The sequence below is a fragment of the Citrobacter sp. NCU1 genome, from assembly GCF_010231475.1.
In the GTDB taxonomy this organism is placed as follows: Bacteria; Pseudomonadota; Gammaproteobacteria; order Enterobacterales; family Enterobacteriaceae; genus Citrobacter_D.
In genome coordinates this window covers 265,704-284,263 of sequence record NZ_NRDO01000034.1, presented here as the reverse complement: position 1 = coordinate 284,263, position 18,560 = coordinate 265,704, and the positions used below count along the sequence as shown (strand labels likewise).

At 53.0% G+C, this 18,560-nt stretch carries 13 protein-coding genes; 6 read left to right on the top strand and 7 right to left on the bottom strand.

Features of this window, described 5'->3' with window-relative positions; all coding sequences use genetic code 11:
- The first annotated feature begins 28 nt into the window (after positions 1–28).
- The 3 genes from CJP72_RS11225 to speD all read left to right on the top strand — a co-directional run bounded on the left by CJP72_RS11225 (position 29) and on the right by speD (position 2,159).
- Positions 29–376 carry a YacC family pilotin-like protein gene (locus CJP72_RS11225; RefSeq protein ID WP_000846617.1) on the top strand — a complete coding sequence of 116 codons (348 nt, stop codon included), beginning with the start codon at positions 29–31 and terminating at the stop codon, positions 374–376.
- 107 nt (positions 377–483) lie between these two features.
- Positions 484–1,344 (top strand): polyamine aminopropyltransferase, encoded by an 861-nt coding sequence (gene speE / locus CJP72_RS11220; protein WP_162381067.1) that lies wholly within the window; start codon positions 484–486, stop codon positions 1,342–1,344.
- Between the two features lie 20 nt (positions 1,345–1,364).
- Positions 1,365–2,159 carry an adenosylmethionine decarboxylase gene (gene speD, locus CJP72_RS11215; RefSeq protein WP_162381065.1) on the top strand — a complete coding sequence of 265 codons (795 nt, stop codon included), beginning with the start codon at positions 1,365–1,367 and terminating at the stop codon, positions 2,157–2,159.
- A 47-nt stretch (positions 2,160–2,206) separates the two neighbouring features.
- On the opposite strand, the gene yacL is transcribed toward speD, so the two are convergent.
- Both yacL and acnB read right to left on the bottom strand, forming a co-directional pair.
- On the bottom strand, positions 2,207–2,569 hold the full coding sequence (gene yacL, locus CJP72_RS11210) for a protein YacL (protein WP_193568679.1): 363 nt from the start codon (positions 2,567–2,569) through the stop codon (positions 2,207–2,209).
- 220 nt (positions 2,570–2,789) lie between these two features.
- Positions 2,790–5,387, bottom strand: coding sequence for a bifunctional aconitate hydratase 2/2-methylisocitrate dehydratase (gene acnB, locus CJP72_RS11205; protein ID WP_162381061.1), 2,598 nt, complete (start codon positions 5,385–5,387; stop codon positions 2,790–2,792).
- A gap of 400 nt (positions 5,388–5,787) precedes the next feature.
- Between acnB and CJP72_RS11200 the strand changes: the two genes are divergently transcribed.
- Positions 5,788–7,482, top strand: coding sequence for a DUF3300 domain-containing protein (locus CJP72_RS11200; RefSeq protein WP_162381059.1), 1,695 nt, complete (start codon positions 5,788–5,790; stop codon positions 7,480–7,482).
- A gap of 12 nt (positions 7,483–7,494) precedes the next feature.
- A complete protein-coding gene (locus CJP72_RS11195) occupies positions 7,495–8,286 on the top strand; it encodes a DUF2950 family protein (RefSeq protein WP_162381213.1) in 792 nt (263 codons plus the stop codon).
- Positions 8,287–8,415: 129 nt separating this feature from the next.
- Here CJP72_RS11195 and traT read toward each other — a convergent pair whose 3' ends face one another.
- From traT to pdhR, 5 genes are all read right to left on the bottom strand, one after another.
- On the bottom strand, positions 8,416–9,147 hold the full coding sequence (gene traT / locus CJP72_RS11190) for a conjugal transfer complement resistance protein TraT (protein ID WP_162381058.1): 732 nt from the start codon (positions 9,145–9,147) through the stop codon (positions 8,416–8,418).
- A gap of 194 nt (positions 9,148–9,341) precedes the next feature.
- Positions 9,342–10,766 carry a dihydrolipoyl dehydrogenase gene (lpdA, locus tag CJP72_RS11185; protein ID WP_162381056.1) on the bottom strand — a complete coding sequence of 475 codons (1,425 nt, stop codon included), beginning with the start codon at positions 10,764–10,766 and terminating at the stop codon, positions 9,342–9,344.
- 199 nt (positions 10,767–10,965) lie between these two features.
- A complete protein-coding gene (gene aceF / locus CJP72_RS11180) occupies positions 10,966–12,855 on the bottom strand; it encodes a pyruvate dehydrogenase complex dihydrolipoyllysine-residue acetyltransferase (protein ID WP_162381054.1) in 1,890 nt (629 codons plus the stop codon).
- A gap of 14 nt (positions 12,856–12,869) precedes the next feature.
- Entirely contained in the window at positions 12,870–15,533 is a 2,664-nt protein-coding gene (gene aceE / locus CJP72_RS11175; RefSeq protein WP_162381052.1) for a pyruvate dehydrogenase (acetyl-transferring), homodimeric type, read from the bottom strand.
- Between the two features lie 161 nt (positions 15,534–15,694).
- Positions 15,695–16,459, bottom strand: a complete 765-nt coding sequence (pdhR, locus tag CJP72_RS11170) for a pyruvate dehydrogenase complex transcriptional repressor PdhR (RefSeq protein WP_162381051.1) — start codon at positions 16,457–16,459, stop codon at positions 15,695–15,697.
- Between the two features lie 594 nt (positions 16,460–17,053).
- Between pdhR and aroP the strand changes: the two genes are divergently transcribed.
- On the top strand, positions 17,054–18,427 hold the full coding sequence (gene aroP, locus CJP72_RS11165; RefSeq protein WP_162381049.1) for an aromatic amino acid transporter AroP: 1,374 nt from the start codon (positions 17,054–17,056) through the stop codon (positions 18,425–18,427).
- Positions 18,428–18,560: the final 133 nt, after the last annotated feature.

The window sequence follows — 18,560 nt, the reverse complement described above, 5'->3', positions numbered from 1 at the left end:
TAATTTCCGTGATGCAGTGGTAGAAGCAATGAAGACGTTTTTCAGAACCGTGTTGTTCGGCAGCCTGATGGCCGTATGTGCAAACAGCTATGCGCTCAGTGAGTCCGAAGCCGAAGATATGGCCGATTTAACGGCAGTTTTTGTATTTCTGAAAAATGACTGTGGATACCAGAATTTACCCAATGGGCAGATTCGTCGCGCACTGGTCTTTTTTGCCCAGCAAAACCAGTGGGATCTCAGTAATTACGACACCTTTGACATGAAATCCCTTGGTGAAGACAGCTATCGGGATCTCAGCGGAATTGGTATCCCGGTCGCAAAAAAATGCAAAGCGCTGGCACGAGATTCCCTCAGTCTGTTGGCCTACGTCAAATAAACTCCCCGATACCAAAATGCTGAAGTAATGACCGTGCAACACCGGTCATTGTTAGCTATGATGTTGCGCCCTTTTTCACGGGCGTCAACAAATGGAGGTATCAACCCATGGCCGAAAATCCCTCGTGGCATGAAACGCTACACGACCAGTTTGGTCAGTACTTTGCCGTGGATAACGTGCTCTATCATGAGAAAACCGACCATCAGGATTTGATCATTTTCGAGAACGCCGCGTTTGGTCGCGTGATGGCGCTGGACGGTGTGGTGCAAACCACCGAGCGCGATGAATTTATCTATCACGAAATGATGACCCACGTGCCTTTGCTGGCACACGGTCACGCTAAACATGTGCTGATCATCGGCGGTGGCGACGGGGCAATGCTGCGTGAAGTGACCCGCCACAAAAACATTGAAACCATTACGATGGTGGAGATCGATGCAGGCGTGGTCTCATTTTGCCGACAGTATTTGCCGAACCACAACGCAGGCAGCTACGACGATCCACGATTTAAACTGGTGATCGACGACGGGGTCAACTTCGTGAATCAGTCCCGCCAGACCTTCGATGTGATCATTTCCGACTGCACCGATCCTATTGGGCCCGGCGAAAGCCTGTTCACCTCGGCATTCTATGAAGGCTGCAAACGCTGCCTGAACCCTGGCGGGATTTTTGTCGCCCAGAATGGCGTCTGCTTCCTGCAACAAGATGAAGCTCTCGACAGCCATCGTAAGCTCAGCCACTACTTTGGTGACGTCGGTTTCTATCAGGCCGCCATTCCGACCTACTATGGCGGAATCATGACCTTTGCCTGGGCGACCGATAACGAAGCTCTGCGTCATCTTTCGACCGAGATTATTCAGGCCCGATTCCACACTTCTGGTCTGAAATGCCGTTACTACAATCCGGCAATTCACACGGCAGCCTTTGCCTTACCCCAATACTTGCAAGATGCACTGTCCGCGCAGTGAATCTAAGGATGTGATAAAAATTGAAAAAGCTGAAACTGCATGGCTTTAATAACCTGACCAAAAGCCTGAGTTTTTGTATTTACGATATCTGCTATGCCAAAACCGCCGAAGAGCGTGACGGCTACATCGCCTATATCGATGAACTCTACAACGCCAACCGTCTGACTGAAATTCTCTCAGAAACCTGTTCCATCATCGGCGCAAACATCCTGAACATTGCCCGTCAGGACTACGAACCACAGGGTGCCAGCGTCACCATTCTGGTGAGCGAAGAGCCGATGGACCCAAAACTTATCGATAAAACCGAACATCCTGGCCCTTTGCCGGAAGCGGTCGTCGCTCATCTTGATAAAAGCCATATCTGTGTCCACACCTATCCGGAGAGTCACCCGGAGGGCGGATTGTGTACTTTTCGCGCCGATATTGAAGTTTCTACCTGCGGCGTAATCTCACCGCTGAATGCGCTGAATTACCTTATCCACCAGCTTGAGTCCGATATCGTGACTGTTGATTATCGTGTACGGGGTTTTACACGTGATATCAATGGCATGAAGCACTTTATCGATCATGAGATTAATTCAATCCAGAACTTTATGTCCGAGGATATGAAGTCGCTGTATGACATGGTGGATGTGAACGTTTATCAGGAAAATATCTTCCATACCAAAATGTTGCTTAAAGAGTTCGACCTTAAGCACTACATGTTTCACACCAAACCAGAAGATCTGACAGATACCGAGCGCAAAGAAATTACCGCTGCGCTATGGAAGGAAATGCGCGAGATTTATTACGGCCGTAATATTCCTACGGTGTAAGCGTAGTCGCGGAGCACGGAGGCTCCGCTGTATAAGGTATTCCTTAACTAGCGTTGCCCGACGAATTCACGATATGCCGCAACGACCTGTAGAAAATCCTCCACGCCACAAAGTGACAGACTCTCTTCGTCGTAGTAGCTCATCCCTTCTTCCATTTCGTCGCCAGAAAACTCAAGCTGATTGGCGCGAACCATCACCTCTTCGCCATCCATCCAGAGCGTGTATTCATGCCCTGCCCGTTGCCAGGAACGTTCGCTGCCTTTCACCGCATGCGCCGCCTGTTCCACTTCATCAAGCAAGGCCAGGTTTTCTTTCACTTCTTCATTAAACCAGTGCCCCACCACTTCGTGGCCCATGGACATCCGCACCTTTACGACTCCGGTAACATCACGCAGAAATTCGTAATCCATAATGTGTTCCTCTGCTCCCGGCAATGCGTCAATCTCGCACTGCGCCATGCTGTAATTATCGCAGCCTGGTCGCAGAAAAAAAGCGCCCCAGGTGGAAGGAATGCAAATAAAAAACCCCGCTTCGAAAGAAGTGGGGTTTTACTGACCAGTAAGCGGAGCGCTTCCAGGCCTATTGCCGGGCGGTAGTAAATTCACCCGGCCTTTAACAGCGCGTAACGCCTTATACCGCGGTCTGGAAAATCACGCCGTCCGCTTTCTCGGTGTACTGAGAGAGCTTATCGAAGTTCAGATAACGGTAAGTGTCGACAGCGGTTTTATCTACCTGCGCCACGTAGGTCTGATACTCTTCCGGGGTCGGCAGTTTGCCGATCAGTGCTGCAACAGCAGCCAGCTCCGCAGAGGCCAGGAAGACGTTCGCGCCAGTACCCAGACGGTTCGGGAAGTTACGGGTGGAAGTAGAAACCACCGTCGCACCGTCCGCCACACGCGCCTGGTTACCCATGCACAGTGAACAGCCAGGGATTTCGATACGCGCACCGCTCTTACCAAAGACGCTGTAGTAGCCTTCTTCAGTCAGTTGCGCGGCGTCCATACGGGTTGGCGGAGCCACCCACAGGCGCGTCGGCAACTGGCCTTTGTGCGCATCCAGCAGTTTACCTGCCGCACGGAAGTGACCGATATTAGTCATGCAGGAACCGATAAACACTTCGTCAATCTTCTCGCCCTGCACGTCAGAGAGCAGACGCGCGTCGTCCGGATCGTTTGGCGCGCACAGAATCGGCTCTTTGATATCGGCCAGATCGATGTCGATCACCGCCGCGTACTCTGCATCTGCGTCGCCTTCCAGCAGCTCAGGGTTCGCCAGCCATTTTTCCATGCCCTGCACACGACGCTCCAGCGTACGACGGTCGCCGTAACCTTCCGCGATCATCCACTTCAGCAGGACGATGTTAGAGCTGAGATACTCAACGATCGGCTCTTTGTTCAGCTTGATGGTACAACCGGCAGCGGAACGCTCAGCGGAGGCATCCGTCAGCTCGAACGCCTGCTCTACTTTCAGATCCGGCAGACCTTCAATTTCCAGGATACGACCAGAGAAGATGTTTTTCTTCCCTTTCTTCTCAACGGTCAGCAGACCTTGTTTGATGGCGTACAGCGGGATGGCGTGAACCAGGTCGCGCAGGGTGATGCCCGGCTGCATTTTGCCTTTAAAGCGCACCAGCACGGATTCCGGCATGTCCAGCGGCATTACGCCGGTCGCAGCAGCAAACGCCACCAGACCAGAGCCCGCCGGGAAGGAGATACCAATCGGGAAACGGGTATGCGAGTCACCACCGGTACCCACGGTATCCGGCAGCAGCATACGGTTCAGCCAGGAGTGGATAACGCCATCGCCCGGACGCAGGGAAACACCACCACGGTTCATGATGAAGTCTGGCAGAGTATGGTGCGTGGTGACGTCAACCGGCTTCGGATACGCCGCAGTGTGACAGAAAGACTGCATGACCAGGTCAGCAGAGAAGCCCAGACACGCCAGGTCTTTCAGTTCATCACGGGTCATTGGGCCGGTGGTGTCCTGGGAACCCACGGAGGTCATCTTCGGTTCGCAGTACGCGCCCGGACGAATCCCTTTCACGCCACAGGCGCGACCCACCATTTTCTGCGCCAGCGAGAAGCCACGGTTGCTTTCCGCCACGTCTTTCGCCTGACGGAACACATCGCTGTGCGGCAGGCCGAGAGACTCACGTGCTTTGGTGGTCAGGCCGCGACCGATAATCAGCGGGATACGACCACCGGCACGTACTTCGTCAATCAGCACGTCAGTTTTCAGTTCAAAACTTGCCAGCAACTCGCCGGTTTCGTGGTTACGCACTTCGCCTTTGAACGGGTAAACGTCAATCACGTCACCCATGTTCAGGTTATTGACGTCCACTTCGATCGGCAGTGCGCCTGCATCTTCCATGGTATTAAAGAAGATAGGGGCAATTTTGCCACCGAGGCACAGACCGCCGCCGCGTTTGTTCGGCACATGAGGAATGTCGTCCCCCATGAACCACAGTACGGAGTTAGTTGCGGATTTACGCGAAGAACCGGTTCCCACAACGTCGCCAACATAGGCCAACGGATAACCTTTCTGTTGCAAGGCTTCGATCTGTTTGATCGGACCAACCACGCCCGGCTGATCCGGCTCGATCCCTTCACGGGCGTTTTTCAGCATCGCCAGCGCGTGCAGTGGAATATCAGGACGGGACCACGCATCCGGTGCCGGAGAGAGATCATCGGTGTTCGTTTCACCGGTCACTTTGAAGACGGTTACGGTGATTTTTTCAGCCAACTGCGGGCGGTTCAGGAACCACTCGGCATCGGCCCAGGACTGAATCACCTGCTTAGCAAAGGCGTTACCCGCTTTCGCTTTCTCTTCTACGTCGTAGAAGTTGTCGAACATCAGCAGGGTGTGGGAAAGCGCTTTGGCAGCGATCGGCGCCAGTTTGGCGTCGTCGAGCGCGTCGATCAGCGGATGAATGTTGTAGCCACCCTGCATGGTGCCCAGCAGTTCAATGGCTTTTTCAGGGGTCACAAGAGGGGAAGTCGCTTCGCCTTTGGCGACAGCAGCAAGGAATCCGGCTTTGACGTAGGCAGCTTCGTCAACACCCGGCGGTACACGGTTAATCAACAGGTCTAACAGGAATTCTTCTTCGCCAGCAGGCGGGTTTTTCAGCAGCTCGACAAGCGCAGCCATTTGGGTCGCATCCAGGGGCTTGGGTACAATCCCCTCGGCGGCACGCTCAGCTACGTGCTTACGGTATTCTTCTAGCACGACGGTTCTCCTCGCTCTCATTGTCATAATGCGGCGCTTTTGTATATGGGCGATTCTCTTCACGCTCCTGTGAGACAGCAGTTAGTAGGGTAAATGCCCGATACCGCAATCGGCAGAATAGCAGGATTTTAGTGGGGTGTTAATGCGTTTACAAAAAAGCAACATAAAAAAGTGGCTGAATCGATACGTATGGTCTAATGCCCTTCATCATGAGGACAAGAAATTATTTTCACCCGTTACGTTTGGTCACATAATTTCGGCTACTGATAGTCATCTTGCGGTATCGATCCCAAGATAAGTTAAAAATTAAACTATTGTCTCTCTATACTCATGCCACACCGCAACGTCATGCGGCAGGTATTATGACCCTGGCGATTCCGCAGGAATCGGGAGAGAGAAGATGAAGTTGCCCTTTAAGCCCTATGTGATTGCTCTGGTGTGTTGCACTGGATTGCTCGCCGCTTCGGGCGTGTTGTATATCAAAAGCCAGACCCCCGAAGCGCCCGCGCCGGCGCCTGCCCCTGTTCAGACCGCCCCTGTCGCGACGGCGCCTCAAGACCCTGCCGCAGCCGCTGCGCCTGTCGCAAAACCGACCTTCACCACTGCCCAAATTGATCAGTGGGTTGCGCCTATTGCGCTCTTTCCTGATCCGCTGCTTTCTCAGGTACTGATGGCGTCGACCTACCCGGCGAACGTGGTTCAGGCTGTGCAATGGTCGCGTGATAATCCGAATTTGCAAGGAGATGCCGCAATTCAGGCGGTGGCGGGTCAACCGTGGGATCCGAGCGTCAAATCGCTGGTCGCGTTTCCTCAGCTAATGGCGATGATGGGTGAGAATCCTCCGTGGGTACAAAACCTGGGTGATGCCTTCCTGGCGCAGCCGCAGGATGTGATGGACTCCGTTCAGCGCCTGCGATTACTGGCGCAACAAACCGGTGCGCTGAAATCTTCACCGCAGCAAACGGTGACCAGCGAGCCGAAGAAAACAGTTGCCGCGACACAGACCACTACCACTACAACCACCAACAACACCACAAATACGACAACGCAAGCCCCGGCACCGACCGTTATCAAAATTGAGCCCACTGACCCGCAGGTCGTCTATGTCCCAAGCTATAACCCTTCAACGGTTTACGGCACCTGGCCAAATACGTCCTATCCGCCGGTGTATATGCCACCTCCTCCGGGGCAACAATTCGCCAGCAGTTTTGTAAACGGTTTTGGTTTTAGCCTGGGAGTAGCTACGACCTATGCCTTGTTCAGTGACATTGACTGGGATGATGACGACGACGATTATCACCACGATCACGATGATGACTACCACGGTGGTGGCGGCCATTATGAACGTAACGGGGACAACAACATCAATATTGATGTGGAAAACCTCAACCGCATCTCCGGTCAAAACCTTAAAGACCGGAATATGAACTGGCAGCACAACCCTGCTTATCGCGGCGGCGTGCCTTACCAGAGTAACGCGGTCTCGCAACGTTTTAATCAGACTAATGTCAGTGGTGGGGTACGTACAACGCAGCAATCACTGGCCACAACGGCATCCCGCGACAGCCAGCGCCAGGCGGCGATGACAGAGCTCCAGCAGCGCAACAACACCGCCCCCAAAACGGCCCAGCAGTCGGTTTCTTCTCGCGATATGCAACGCAAAGCGGCGTCACAGCAACTGAACCAAGTTGCCCAACGTAACAACTATCGCGGTTACGATACTCCGCAAAACAGTACGCGTCGGGAAGCCGCGCAAAAAACGCTACAAAAATCGACAACGCAGAACCAGCAGCAGAATCGCAGTGAGCAGAGAGCGAAAGCCCAACAGCAGGTCTCTCAGCAGCAACGCGATAACGCTCGCCAGCGCGTGGAGTCGTCCACAACGCAGCGGCGAAGCACTGTCTCGACGGAACAACGTCAGGCACGTGTACAGAGTAATCGTTCTAACGCATTCAGTGGGAATGACAGCCGCTCGCCTTCCTGGCAATCTCAGCAATCGCGGGGTCAGGAAAGCCGCCGTGTGAGCCGTGCAAATACCCAACAACGTGCCGAGGCGCGTGGAAATATGTCTGAGCGTCACGAACGCCGTCGTTAATCGGAGCAAATGATGAAAAAAATCATGTTAAGTGCCCTGCTGTTGTCATTGCCTCTGATGAGCCACGCGCAGCAGTTGTTCTCTTCTCCTGAAGAGGCGGCAAAGGCTTTTGCTGATGCTGTTGCTCAGCAAAATGAAACGCATCTTAATGCAGTGTTAGGCGACAACTGGCAACAATATCTCCCGCCGGAAGGAGCCGACCCGGAAGCGGTCGCTCGCTTTAACCGTGACTGGAAGGTCAGTCATCGCATTGTAAAACAAGAGAACATTGCACATCTGAATGTCGGGCAAGAAGACTGGCAACTGCCCGTCCCTATCGTCAAAACCAGCAAAGGCTGGCATTTCGATATGGCTGCCGCAGAGGATGAGATCCTCACCCGCGCCATCGGTCGTAATGAACTGTCAGCCATACAAGCAATGCGCGCCTATGTTGACGCTCAGTACGACTACTGGCAGCGCAAACAGGTTTTCGCCACGAAATTGATCAGTAGCGAAGGCAAGCAGGATGGCCTGTACTGGCCGATGAAACCAGGAGAAGACCCAAGCCCATTAGGACCGGCATTCAGCCCGGTGGTGCCAGGTACGGGTTATCATGGCTATCACTTTCGCATCGTCAAAAGCAATGATGAGAAAGGATTCGCACTACTGGCGTGGCCGGTGGAGTGGGGAGAAACGGGCGTGATGAGCTTTATAGTAAATCAGGATGATCGGGTTTATCAGGCTGATTTAGGCGACGATACCGTAGAGAAAGTGACGGCTATCACCCAATATACCCAGGATGCGCCCTGGACACCGGTAGAATAACCGACATAAAAAAAGCAGCGTTACGCTACTGCTGATGACTCATAATCCCCGTGTTTTTACACGGGGATTATTGTCTATAGCCCCCAGAATGGCTCAGGCGTTTCGCCTTTTTACGGGTGCAGAGCCAGATTACAGAATGTTGGCAACAGATTTTGCCAGCTGCGCTTCCAGCACCGGTTTCGCCTCTTCAAACTTCAGGTTAACTTTGTTGGCATTAGACACAACGCGAGTCTGGTATTTCGCACGCTCGCCCTTTTCACTGCTGGTTTGCAACTTGATACCGGAGGTGCCCTGGCGCAGCGCAGCAACGTTATCCGTGGTGACTTTCGCTTTGCTACGCTCGGAAATTTGCAGGTCGGTTACCATGGTGTAGTTCACGTCTTCGACCATCGCGTCAGCGGCCATCCCGATCAGACCCGCCGCCAGTCCCACGCCCAGCGCAGCGCCGGAGGAATTGCTGTTATAAGCGGTGATCCCCGCGCCCAGAGCCGCTCCCATCGCGGCGCCTTCATAGCCGGTTTTCAGGAATCCCTGAGCCTCGCGCAGATCCATTTTGTCCGCTTTCAGCACGTTTGCCTGTACCCAATAGTATGCGCTGTCCGGTGAACTGGTCACTTTATAGCCCTTCGCTGACAGATCATTTGCCAGCAGGGTTTGCAGGTTGCTCATGTCTTTATCAGACGTGTTTTTTACCTGAATGTAGACGGTCTTCTCGCTGGAAGGCTCCAGCCAGATGGTTTCACTCATCTGCGTTTTCACTTCCAGATTACGTTTTTTCACCGCGGTGGTCATTGCGCCGCAGCCGGTCAGCGTCATCGCCGCAACGACCATGCCAACAACTGCGATTTTTTTTAAAGACATGATTTTTCCTTTCTTCGTGTAATAAGTGTCCAGATCCCAGTAACCGCGCGGCCAGAAGCCACACAAGGGTGAAAGGATTATCGGCAGAAGAGAGGTTTTTTTTAGCGTTAAAATCAATAAGATGACTACCAGAACAGGTAGTTTTCAGGCAAAAAAAACGCCTCCGAAGAGGCGTTTTCACAAAAGTCAGAAGATTACTTCTTCTTCGCTTTCGGGTTCGGCAGGTCGGTGATGCTACCTTCGAACACTTCTGCCGCCAGGCCCACGGACTCATGCAGAGTCGGGTGCGCGTGGATGGTCAGCGCGATATCTTCAGCATCACAGCCCATTTCGATCGCCAGACCGATTTCGCCCAGCAGCTCGCCGCCGTTGGTGCCGACAATCGCGCCACCGATCACACGGTGAGATTCTTTGTCGAAAATCAGTTTGGTCATACCGTCTGCGCAGTCGGAAGCGATAGCACGGCCAGAAGCAGCCCACGGGAAGGTGGCGGTTTCGTAGCTGATGCCTTTCTCTTTCGCTTCTTTCTCAGTCAGACCGACCCATGCAACTTCTGGTTCAGTGTACGCGATGGACGGGATCACTTTCGGATCGAAGTAGTGTTTCTTACCGGCGATAACTTCAGCGGCAACGTGACCTTCGTGAACACCTTTATGCGCCAGCATCGGCTGACCGACGATATCGCCGATAGCAAAGATGTGCGGTACGTTGGTACGCAGCTGCTTGTCTACGCGGATGAAACCACGCTCGTCCACTTCCACGCCCGCTTTGCCCGCGTCGAGGTTTTTACCGTTCGGCACACGACCGATAGCCACCAGCACGGCATCATAACGCTGTGCTTCAGCAGGCGCTTTTTTGCCTTCCATGGAAACGTAAATACCGTCTTCTTTCGCTTCAACGGCAGTCACTTTGGTTTCCAGCATCAGGTTGAATTTCTTGCTGATACGCTTGGTGAAGACTTTCACAACGTCTTTGTCTGCGGCCGGAATAACCTGGTCGAACATTTCAACCACGTCAATCTCTGAACCCAGCGCATGGTACACGGTACCCATTTCCAGACCGATAATACCGCCGCCCATAACCAGCAGGCGTTTTGGTACGGTTTTCAGCTCCAGTGCGTCAGTGGAATCCCATACGCGCGGATCTTCATGCGGAATAAAGGGCAGTTCGATCGGACGGGAACCCGCCGCGATGATCGCGTTGTCGAAGTTGATGACGGTTTTGCCGTTCTCACCTTCCACTTCCAGGGTGTTCGCCCCGGTGAATTTACCCAGACCGTTGACCACTTTCACTTTACGGCCTTTCGCCATACCGGCCAGACCGCCAGTCAGCTGAGTGATCACTTTTTCTTTCCAGGTACGAATCTTGTCGATATCGGTTTTTGGCTCGCCGAAGACGATACCGTGGTCAGCCAGCGCTTTGGCTTCTTCGATAACTTTTGCAACGTGCAGCAGCGCTTTAGAAGGGATACAGCCCACGTTCAGACAAACACCGCCGAGGGTGCTGTAACGTTCTACAATTACGGTTTCCAGACCTAAATCAGCGCAACGGAAGGCCGCGGAATAACCTGCCGGGCCTGCCCCAAGTACCACGACCTGAGTTTTGATTTCAGTACTCATCATGACCTCTTAATTTATTTCCGGCGATCCCTGGTCTTGTCGCCCATCATCCACCGGGTCGTTCTATCCGCCCGTAGTGTACAAAAATGTTAACAATTTTGAAACAACAAACGGCGAACGAATTGTCTTTGTCACCCAATAACCCCATAACCTACATGAGATTACCAGAAAAAAGCCGGCCGTCAGGCCGGCTTTTCGATTACATCACCAGGCGGCGAATATCAGACAGCGTGTTGTTGATGATGGTGATAAAGCGTGCACCATCAGCACCGTCGATCACACGGTGGTCGAAGGAGAGAGAGATTGGCATCATCAGACGCGGTACAAACTCTTTCCCGTTCCATACCGGCTCCATTGCCGATTTAGAAACACCGAGGATTGCCACTTCCGGCGCGTTCACAATCGGCGCGAAGTGGGTGGTACCCAGGCCGCCGATGCTGGAGATAGTGAAGCAACCGCCCTGCATTTCGCCAGCGGTCAGTTTACCATCACGCGCCTTTTTGGAGATGGTGGTCAGTTCACGAGACAGCTCGGTGATGCTCTTCTTGTTCACGTCTTTAAAGACCGGAACCACCAGGCCATTCGGGGTATCAACCGCCACACCAATGTTGATGTATTTCTTCAGCGTCAGGCGCTGACCGTCTTCGGACAGAGAGCTGTTGAAGCGAGGCATCTGCTCAAGCGCCGCCGCAACGGCTTTCATGATGAAGACAACCGGGGTGAATTTCACGTCCAGTTTGCGCTTCTCAGCTTCGGCGTTCTGCTGTTTACGGAACGCTTCCAGATCGGTGATATCGGTTTTGTCGAAGTGCGTAACGTGCGGGATCATCACCCAGTTACGGCTCAGGTTAGCACCAGAGATTTTCTGGATGCGGCCCAGTTCCACTTCTTCGATTTCGCCGAACTTGCTGAAGTCCACTTTCGGCCACGGCAGCATGCCCGGGATACCGCCACCCGCGACAGCAGCCGGAGCCGCTTCAGCGCGCTTGATAGCCTCTTTCACGTAAGTCTGAACGTCTTCGCGCAGGATACGACCTTTACGGCCAGTGCCCTTCACTTTCGCCAGATTCACACCGAACTCGCGCGCCAGACGGCGAATCAGCGGGGTCGCGTGAATGTAAGCGTCGTTCTCAGCAAACTCAGATTTGCCTTCCGCTTTCACAGCCGGAGCCGCAGTGGGTTTAGCAACCTGAGCCGGTGCAGCAGCAGGTGCTGGAGCAGCAACCGGAGCCGCAGCAGGCGCAGCGCCTTCCACTTCAAAGACCATAATCAGAGAACCGGTTTTCACTTTATCGCCGGTGCTGATTTTGATTTCCTTCACGGTGCCCGCAAACGGTGCCGGAACTTCCATAGAGGCTTTGTCGCCTTCTACGGTGATCAGTGATTGTTCAGCGGCAACTTTGTCGCCCACTTTCACCATCACTTCAGTGACTTCAACTTCGTCGCCGCCGATGTCCGGTACGTTCACTTCTTTAGAACCGGAAGCCGCTGGTGCAGCTGCCGCTGCCGGAGCAGCAGCCTGTGCAGGCGCGGCAGCAGGTGCAGCACCCGCCACTTCGAAGACCATGATAAGCGACCCAGTAGACACTTTGTCGCCGGTGTTGATTTTGATCTCTTTAACCACGCCCGCGAACGGAGCCGGGACTTCCATAGAGGCTTTGTCGCCTTCTACGGTGATCAGGGATTGTTCAGCGGCAACGGTGTCGCCCACTTTCACCATGATCTCAGTCACTTCAACTTCGTCACCACCGATGTCCGGTACATGAACGTCTTTCGCCGCTGCAGCTGCTGGTGCTGCTGCCGGAGCCGCTTCTTTTTTCGCTTCTGCCGGAGCAGGTGCAGCAGCTGCTGCACCGTCGGCGGAATCGAAAATCATGATCAGTTTACCGGTCTCGGTTTTATCGCCGACAGAGACTTTGATCTCTTTAACGATACCTGCCTGCGGAGACGGAACTTCCATAGAGGCTTTGTCGCCTTCTACGGTGATCAGCGACTGTTCTGCGGAAACGGTGTCGCCCACTTTGACCAGGATCTCGGTGATTTCAACTTCATCTGCGCCGATGTCCGGTACTTTGATTTCGATAGCCATTATTCTTTTACCTCTTACGCCAGACGCGGGTTAACTTTTTCTGCATCGATGTTGAATTTGGCGATTGCGTCCGCAACCACTTTCTTATCGATTTCGCCACGTTTAGCCAGTTCGCCCAGTGCCGCTACTACCACATAGGAAGCATCAACTTCGAAGTGGTGACGCAGGTTTTCACGGCTGTCAGAGCGACCGAAACCGTCGGTACCCAGTACGCGGTAATCATCAGCCGGTACATAAGTACGAACTTGTTCGGCAAACAGTTTCATATAGTCAGTAGATGCCACAGCCGGAGCGTCGTTCATCACCTGAGCGATGTACGGAACGCGCGGCGTTTCCAGCGGGTGCAGCATGTTCCAGCGCTCACAATCCTGGCCATCACGCGCCAGTTCAGTGAAGGACGTGACGCTATAAACGTCAGAACCTACGCCGTAGTCGTTCGCGAGGATCTGCGCTGCTTCACGGACGTGACGCAGGATAGAACCGGAGCCCAGCAGCTGAACTTTACCTTTGCTACCTTCGAGGGTTTCGAGTTTGTAGATACCTTTACGGATACCTTCCTCGGCACCTGCTGGCATTGCCGGCATGTGGTAGTTTTCGTTCAGCGTGGTGATGTAGTAGTAAACGTTCTCTTGTTTCTCACCGTACATGCGCTCCAGACCATCGTGCATGATGACCGCAACTTCGTACGCGTAAGACGGATCGTAAGAGATACAGTTCGGGATAGTCAGAGACTGAATATGGCTGTGACCATCTTCGTGCTGCAGACCTTCGCCGTTCAGCGTCGTACGACCGGAAGTACCACCGATCAGGAAGCCGCGCGCCTGCTGGTCACCAGCTGCCCAGCACAGGTCGCCGATACGCTGGAACCCGAACATGGAGTAGTAGATGTAGAACGGGATCATCGGCAGATCGTTGGTGCTGTAAGAAGTCGCAGCAGCCAGCCAGGAAGAACCTGCGCCCAGCTCGTTGATACCTTCCTGCAGAATCTGACCTTTCTCGTCTTCTTTGTAGTAAGCAACCTGCTCACGGTCCTGCGGGGTGTACTGCTGGCCGTTCGGGCTGTAAATACCGATCTGACGGAACAGACCTTCCATACCGAAAGTACGCGCTTCGTCAGCGATGATCGGCACCAGACGATCTTTGATCGACTTGTTCTTCAGCATCACGTTCAGGGCACGAACGAAAGCGATAGTGGTGGAGATCTCTTTGTTCTGCTCTTCCAGCAGCGCACCGAAGTCTTCCAGGGTCGGCAGTTCCAGCTTCTCAGTGAAGTTCGGCTGGCGGCTCGGCAGGTAGCCGTGCAGTTTCTGACGCTGAGCGTGCAGATAAGTGTGTTCTTCAGAACCTTCCGGGAAGGTAATGTAAGACAGTTTTTCAACCTGCTCATCGGTAACTGGAACGTTGAAACGGTCGCGGATATGACGCACGCCGTCCATGTTCATTTTCTTCACCTGGTGCGCGATGTTTTTACCTTCGGCGGTGTCGCCCATGCCGTAACCTTTAATGGTATGGGCGAGGATGACCGTTGCTTTGCCTTTGGTTTCCTGCGCTTTTTTCAGTGCAGCGTAAACTTTCTTCGGATCGTGACCACCACGGTTCAGTGCCCAGATCTGCTCATCAGTCCAGTCAGCGACCAGCGCAGCGGTTTCCGGGTATTTACCGAAGAAGTGCTCTCGAACGTAAGCGCCATCTTTGGATTTGAAGGTCTGGTAGTCACCATCAAGGGTTTCGTTCATCAGTTGGATCAGTTTACCGCTGGTATCTTTACGCAGCAGCTCATCCCAACGACCGCCCCACATCACTTTAATCACATTCCAGCCAGCACCTGCGAAGATGCCTTCCAGTTCGTTGACAATCTTGCCGTTACCGGTGACCGGTCCGTCAAGACGCTGCAGGTTACAGTTGATAACAAAGACCAGGTTGTCCAGTTTTTCACGGGTGGCGATGGTGATCGCACCTTTGGATTCCGGCTCATCCATCTCGCCGTCGCCCAGGAACGCGTAAACGGTTTGTTTAGAGGTATCTTTCAGGCCACGGTGTTCCAGATACTTCAGGAACTTAGCCTGGTAGATCGCACCGATTGGGCCCAGACCCATAGAGACGGTCGGGAACTGCCAGAATTCCGGCATCAGTTTCGGGTGCGGGTAGGAAGACAGGCCTTTGCCATTCACTTCCTGACGGAAATTGTCCATCTGCTCTTCAGTCAGACGGCCTTCGAGGAACGCACGTGCGTAGACGCCTGGGGAGATGTGACCCTGGAAGTACACCAGGTCGCCGCCATCCTGCTCGTTGCGTGCACGGAAGAAGTGGTTGAAGCAAACATCATAAACGGTTGCGGAAGACTGGAAGGATGCCATGTGGCCACCCAACTCAAGGTCTTTTTTAGATGCACGCAGCACGGTCATGATGGCGTTCCAGCGGATAGCAGAACGAATACGGCGTTCCAGCTCCAGATTGCCCGGGTATTCCGGCTCATCTTCAACGGCAATAGTGTTTACATAATTGCTGGCCCCTGCACCTGCCGCTACTTTCACGCCGCCTTTGCGGGCTTCAGAAAGAAGCTGGTCAATCAGATACTGAGCACGCTCAACACCTTCTTCACGGATGACCGATTCGATCGCCTGTAGCCAGTCGCGAGTTTCGATCGGATCCACGTCATTTGGGAAACGTTCTGACATGGGGGTATTCCTTATCTATCTAATACGTTGAGTTATCTGGAACCTGTCCCATTGCATTTTCGCGGGAAAACACAATAAGACAGGTTCTGCGTTTAGTTGCCGCGCCTTAAATAGCGCTTGATTTACAACATCTTCTGGTTAACGTTCTACCAGAAAAATCACTAATTCTTTCGCTGCTCCAGGCGGCGTAAGGCGCGTTCACGACGGCTTTCCTCACGGCTTCGGTCCAGGAGAATTTCTTCGATAAACGCCAGGTGACGGTGCGACGCTTCACGCGCCTCTTCGGGATTCCCGGCGATAATCGCTTCAAAAATACGGGTACGGTGACCGCTTACCAGCGGCAGCATCTCCCGACGCGCATACAGCAATTCAAAGTTTTGGCGAACGTTTTGCGCCAGCATCGGCTCCATACATCTCAGTAAATGGAGCAACACCACATTGTGCGCCGCTTCAGTGACCGCAATTTGATACTGGAGAACCGCGTCGGACTCTGCGTCCAGATCGCCGGACTGTTGCGCCAGTTCAATGGCATGGTGGAGTTCACGAATGCGAGTCTTGTCTTCATCCGTACTGCGCAGTGCCGCGTAGTATGCAGCAATGCCTTCCAGCGCATGACGCGTCTCGAGCAGGTCAAACTGGGATTCAGGGTGATCGGAGAGCAGTTCTACCAGTGGGTCGCTAAAACTTTGCCACAAGCTGCTCTGAACAAAAGTTCCGCCGCCCTGGCGACGAAGCAGCAGACCCTTCGCTTCGAGACGTTGGATCGCCTCGCGTAAGGAGGGTCGGGAGACATCGAACTGCTTTGCCAGTTCGCGTTCCGGTGGGAGTTTTTCGCCGGGGCGTAAGGTCCCCTCAAGAATTAAAAACTCCAGTTGCTGCTCAATCACATCGGATAATTTAGGTTGGCGAATTTTGCTGTAGGCCATGATTCCCTGTCTTAAGCCATTTGCCCGGAGTCAATTGGTCTTACCAATTTCACGTTCGTGACGCTAAAGTAACAAAGTATTCACCTTCTGTCCATACAGGTTTTGATTGAAATCAGTAAACCAAGCACATTTTAACAAGATTACAGAAATAACGTTTCAAACATGTAACTATGCACAAATGTTAAATTTACCCACGATTAAGAAAATTTAACGTAATTGAAACGAAAAAATATCCCATCTGAACCGATTCACCTGCTTGCTTATCGATTTTTATCGCCTAAACACTGAATAAATATGCATATAGCAAACCAGGACTTCGGTGAGATGGCATTTACAAATGGTTTCTTTTTATTCAAGTCGTCACCCCCCCTTCATAAAGCAGGTGCATTCGCGTCCGCATACCATTATTCTGAATAAGACAAAAGTCTTTGTTTAACATTTTAGAATTCACGACCGTAAACAAATCAATACAACAAACGGAATTGCAAACTTACACACGCATCACTGCGTAGTTCAAAAATAATGACTCAAAATAGTGCGGGCTGCGCCAACGCCGCCTGGAATTATGAAGAGTAAAACCACACACGAGGTTTCATGATGGATGGTCAACAGCATGGCGAGCAGCTAAAGCGCGGCCTTAAAAACCGCCATATCCAGCTCATCGCTTTGGGTGGCGCAATAGGCACCGGGCTGTTCCTGGGTAGCGCTTCCGTTATTCAGTCTGCAGGGCCCGGCATTATTCTGGGTTATGCGATCGCCGGTTTTATCGCGTTTTTAATCATGCGTCAGTTAGGTGAAATGGTCGTTGAAGAGCCAGTTGCAGGCTCCTTTAGCCATTTTGCCTACAAATATTGGGGCGGATTCGCAGGTTTTGCCTCCGGATGGAACTACTGGGTGCTGTACGTGCTGGTTGCGATGGCGGAACTGACCGCCGTTGGGAAGTATGTCCAGTTCTGGTGGCCGGAAATCCCGACCTGGGTTTCAGCGGCCGTCTTCTTTATTGCCATCAACGCCATTAACCTGACCAACGTGAAAGTGTTCGGTGAAATGGAGTTTTGGTTCGCCATTATTAAGGTAATTGCTGTTGTGGCGATGATCCTGTTCGGCGGCTGGTTGCTGTTCAGCGGCAACGGCGGCCCGCAGGCCAGCGTCAGCAACTTGTGGGATCAAGGCGGCTTCCTTCCGCACGGCTTCACCGGACTGGTCATGATGATGGCCATCATCATGTTCTCGTTTGGCGGTCTTGAATTAGTGGGGATCACTGCCGCAGAAGCGGATAACCCGGAACAAAGCATCCCGAAAGCCACTAACCAGGTTATCTACCGTATCCTGATTTTCTATGTGGGTTCGCTGGCCGTCCTGCTCTCTCTGATGCCATGGACGCGCGTTACCGCTGACGTCAGCCCGTTCGTCCTGATCTTCCACGAATTGGGCGATACCTTTGTGGCGAACGCGCTGAACGTGGTAGTACTGACCGCCGCTCTTTCTGTCTATAACAGCTGCGTGTACTGCAACAGCCGTATGCTTTTCGGCCTGGCTCAACAGGGTAATGCGCCGAAAGCGTTGATGACTGTCGATAAACGCGGCGTGCCAGTGAACACCATTCTGGTTTCTGCGCTGGTCACCGCGCTGTGCGTACTGATTAACTACCTGGCACCTGAATCTGCGTTTGGTCTGTTGATGGCGCTGGTGGTTTCTGCGCTGGTCATCAACTGGGCCATGATAAGCCTCGCGCATATCAAGTTCCGTCGCGCCAAAGAACAACAGGGTGTCACCACCCGCTTCCCCGCGATGTTTTATCCTTTAGGTAACTGGATCTGCCTGATTTTCATGGCGGCAGTGCTGGTGATTATGCTGATGACGCCTGGTATGGCGATCTCCGTTTGGCTGATCCCCGTCTGGCTGGTCATTCTTGGCGTCGGTTATCTGTGCAAACAGAAAACCGCTAAAGCCGTAAAAGCGCATTAATCCTCTCCACCCTCACCCGCCCGGGTGAGGGTTGTTACCTGCCTCACACTTTCCCGCGCATAGCTATTTTATCCATATCAGTAACCTTTTCCTGCAACGCAATTATCCATACCGGGGCGAATAATCCTCTTTA

Excerpts from the sequence above, each read along its gene's own strand:
- aroP (WP_162381049.1), top strand. The coding sequence starts at position 17,054 with ATGATGGATGGTCAACAGCATGGCGAGCAGCTAAAGCGCGGCCTTAAA.
- pdhR (WP_162381051.1), bottom strand. The coding sequence starts at position 16,459 with ATGGCCTACAGCAAAATTCGCCAACCTAAATTATCCGATGTGATTGAG.
- CJP72_RS11225 (WP_000846617.1), top strand. The coding sequence starts at position 29 with ATGAAGACGTTTTTCAGAACCGTGTTGTTCGGCAGCCTGATGGCCGTA.
- aceE (WP_162381052.1), bottom strand. The coding sequence starts at position 15,533 with ATGTCAGAACGTTTCCCAAATGACGTGGATCCGATCGAAACTCGCGAC.
- speE (WP_162381067.1), top strand. The coding sequence starts at position 484 with ATGGCCGAAAATCCCTCGTGGCATGAAACGCTACACGACCAGTTTGGT.
- lpdA (WP_162381056.1), bottom strand. The coding sequence starts at position 10,766 with ATGAGTACTGAAATCAAAACTCAGGTCGTGGTACTTGGGGCAGGCCCG.
- yacL (WP_193568679.1), bottom strand. The coding sequence starts at position 2,569 with ATGGATTACGAATTTCTGCGTGATGTTACCGGAGTCGTAAAGGTGCGG.
- aceF (WP_162381054.1), bottom strand. The coding sequence starts at position 12,855 with ATGGCTATCGAAATCAAAGTACCGGACATCGGCGCAGATGAAGTTGAA.
- CJP72_RS11200 (WP_162381059.1), top strand. The coding sequence starts at position 5,788 with ATGAAGTTGCCCTTTAAGCCCTATGTGATTGCTCTGGTGTGTTGCACT.
- CJP72_RS11195 (WP_162381213.1), top strand. The coding sequence starts at position 7,495 with ATGAAAAAAATCATGTTAAGTGCCCTGCTGTTGTCATTGCCTCTGATG.
- traT (WP_162381058.1), bottom strand. The coding sequence starts at position 9,147 with ATGTCTTTAAAAAAAATCGCAGTTGTTGGCATGGTCGTTGCGGCGATG.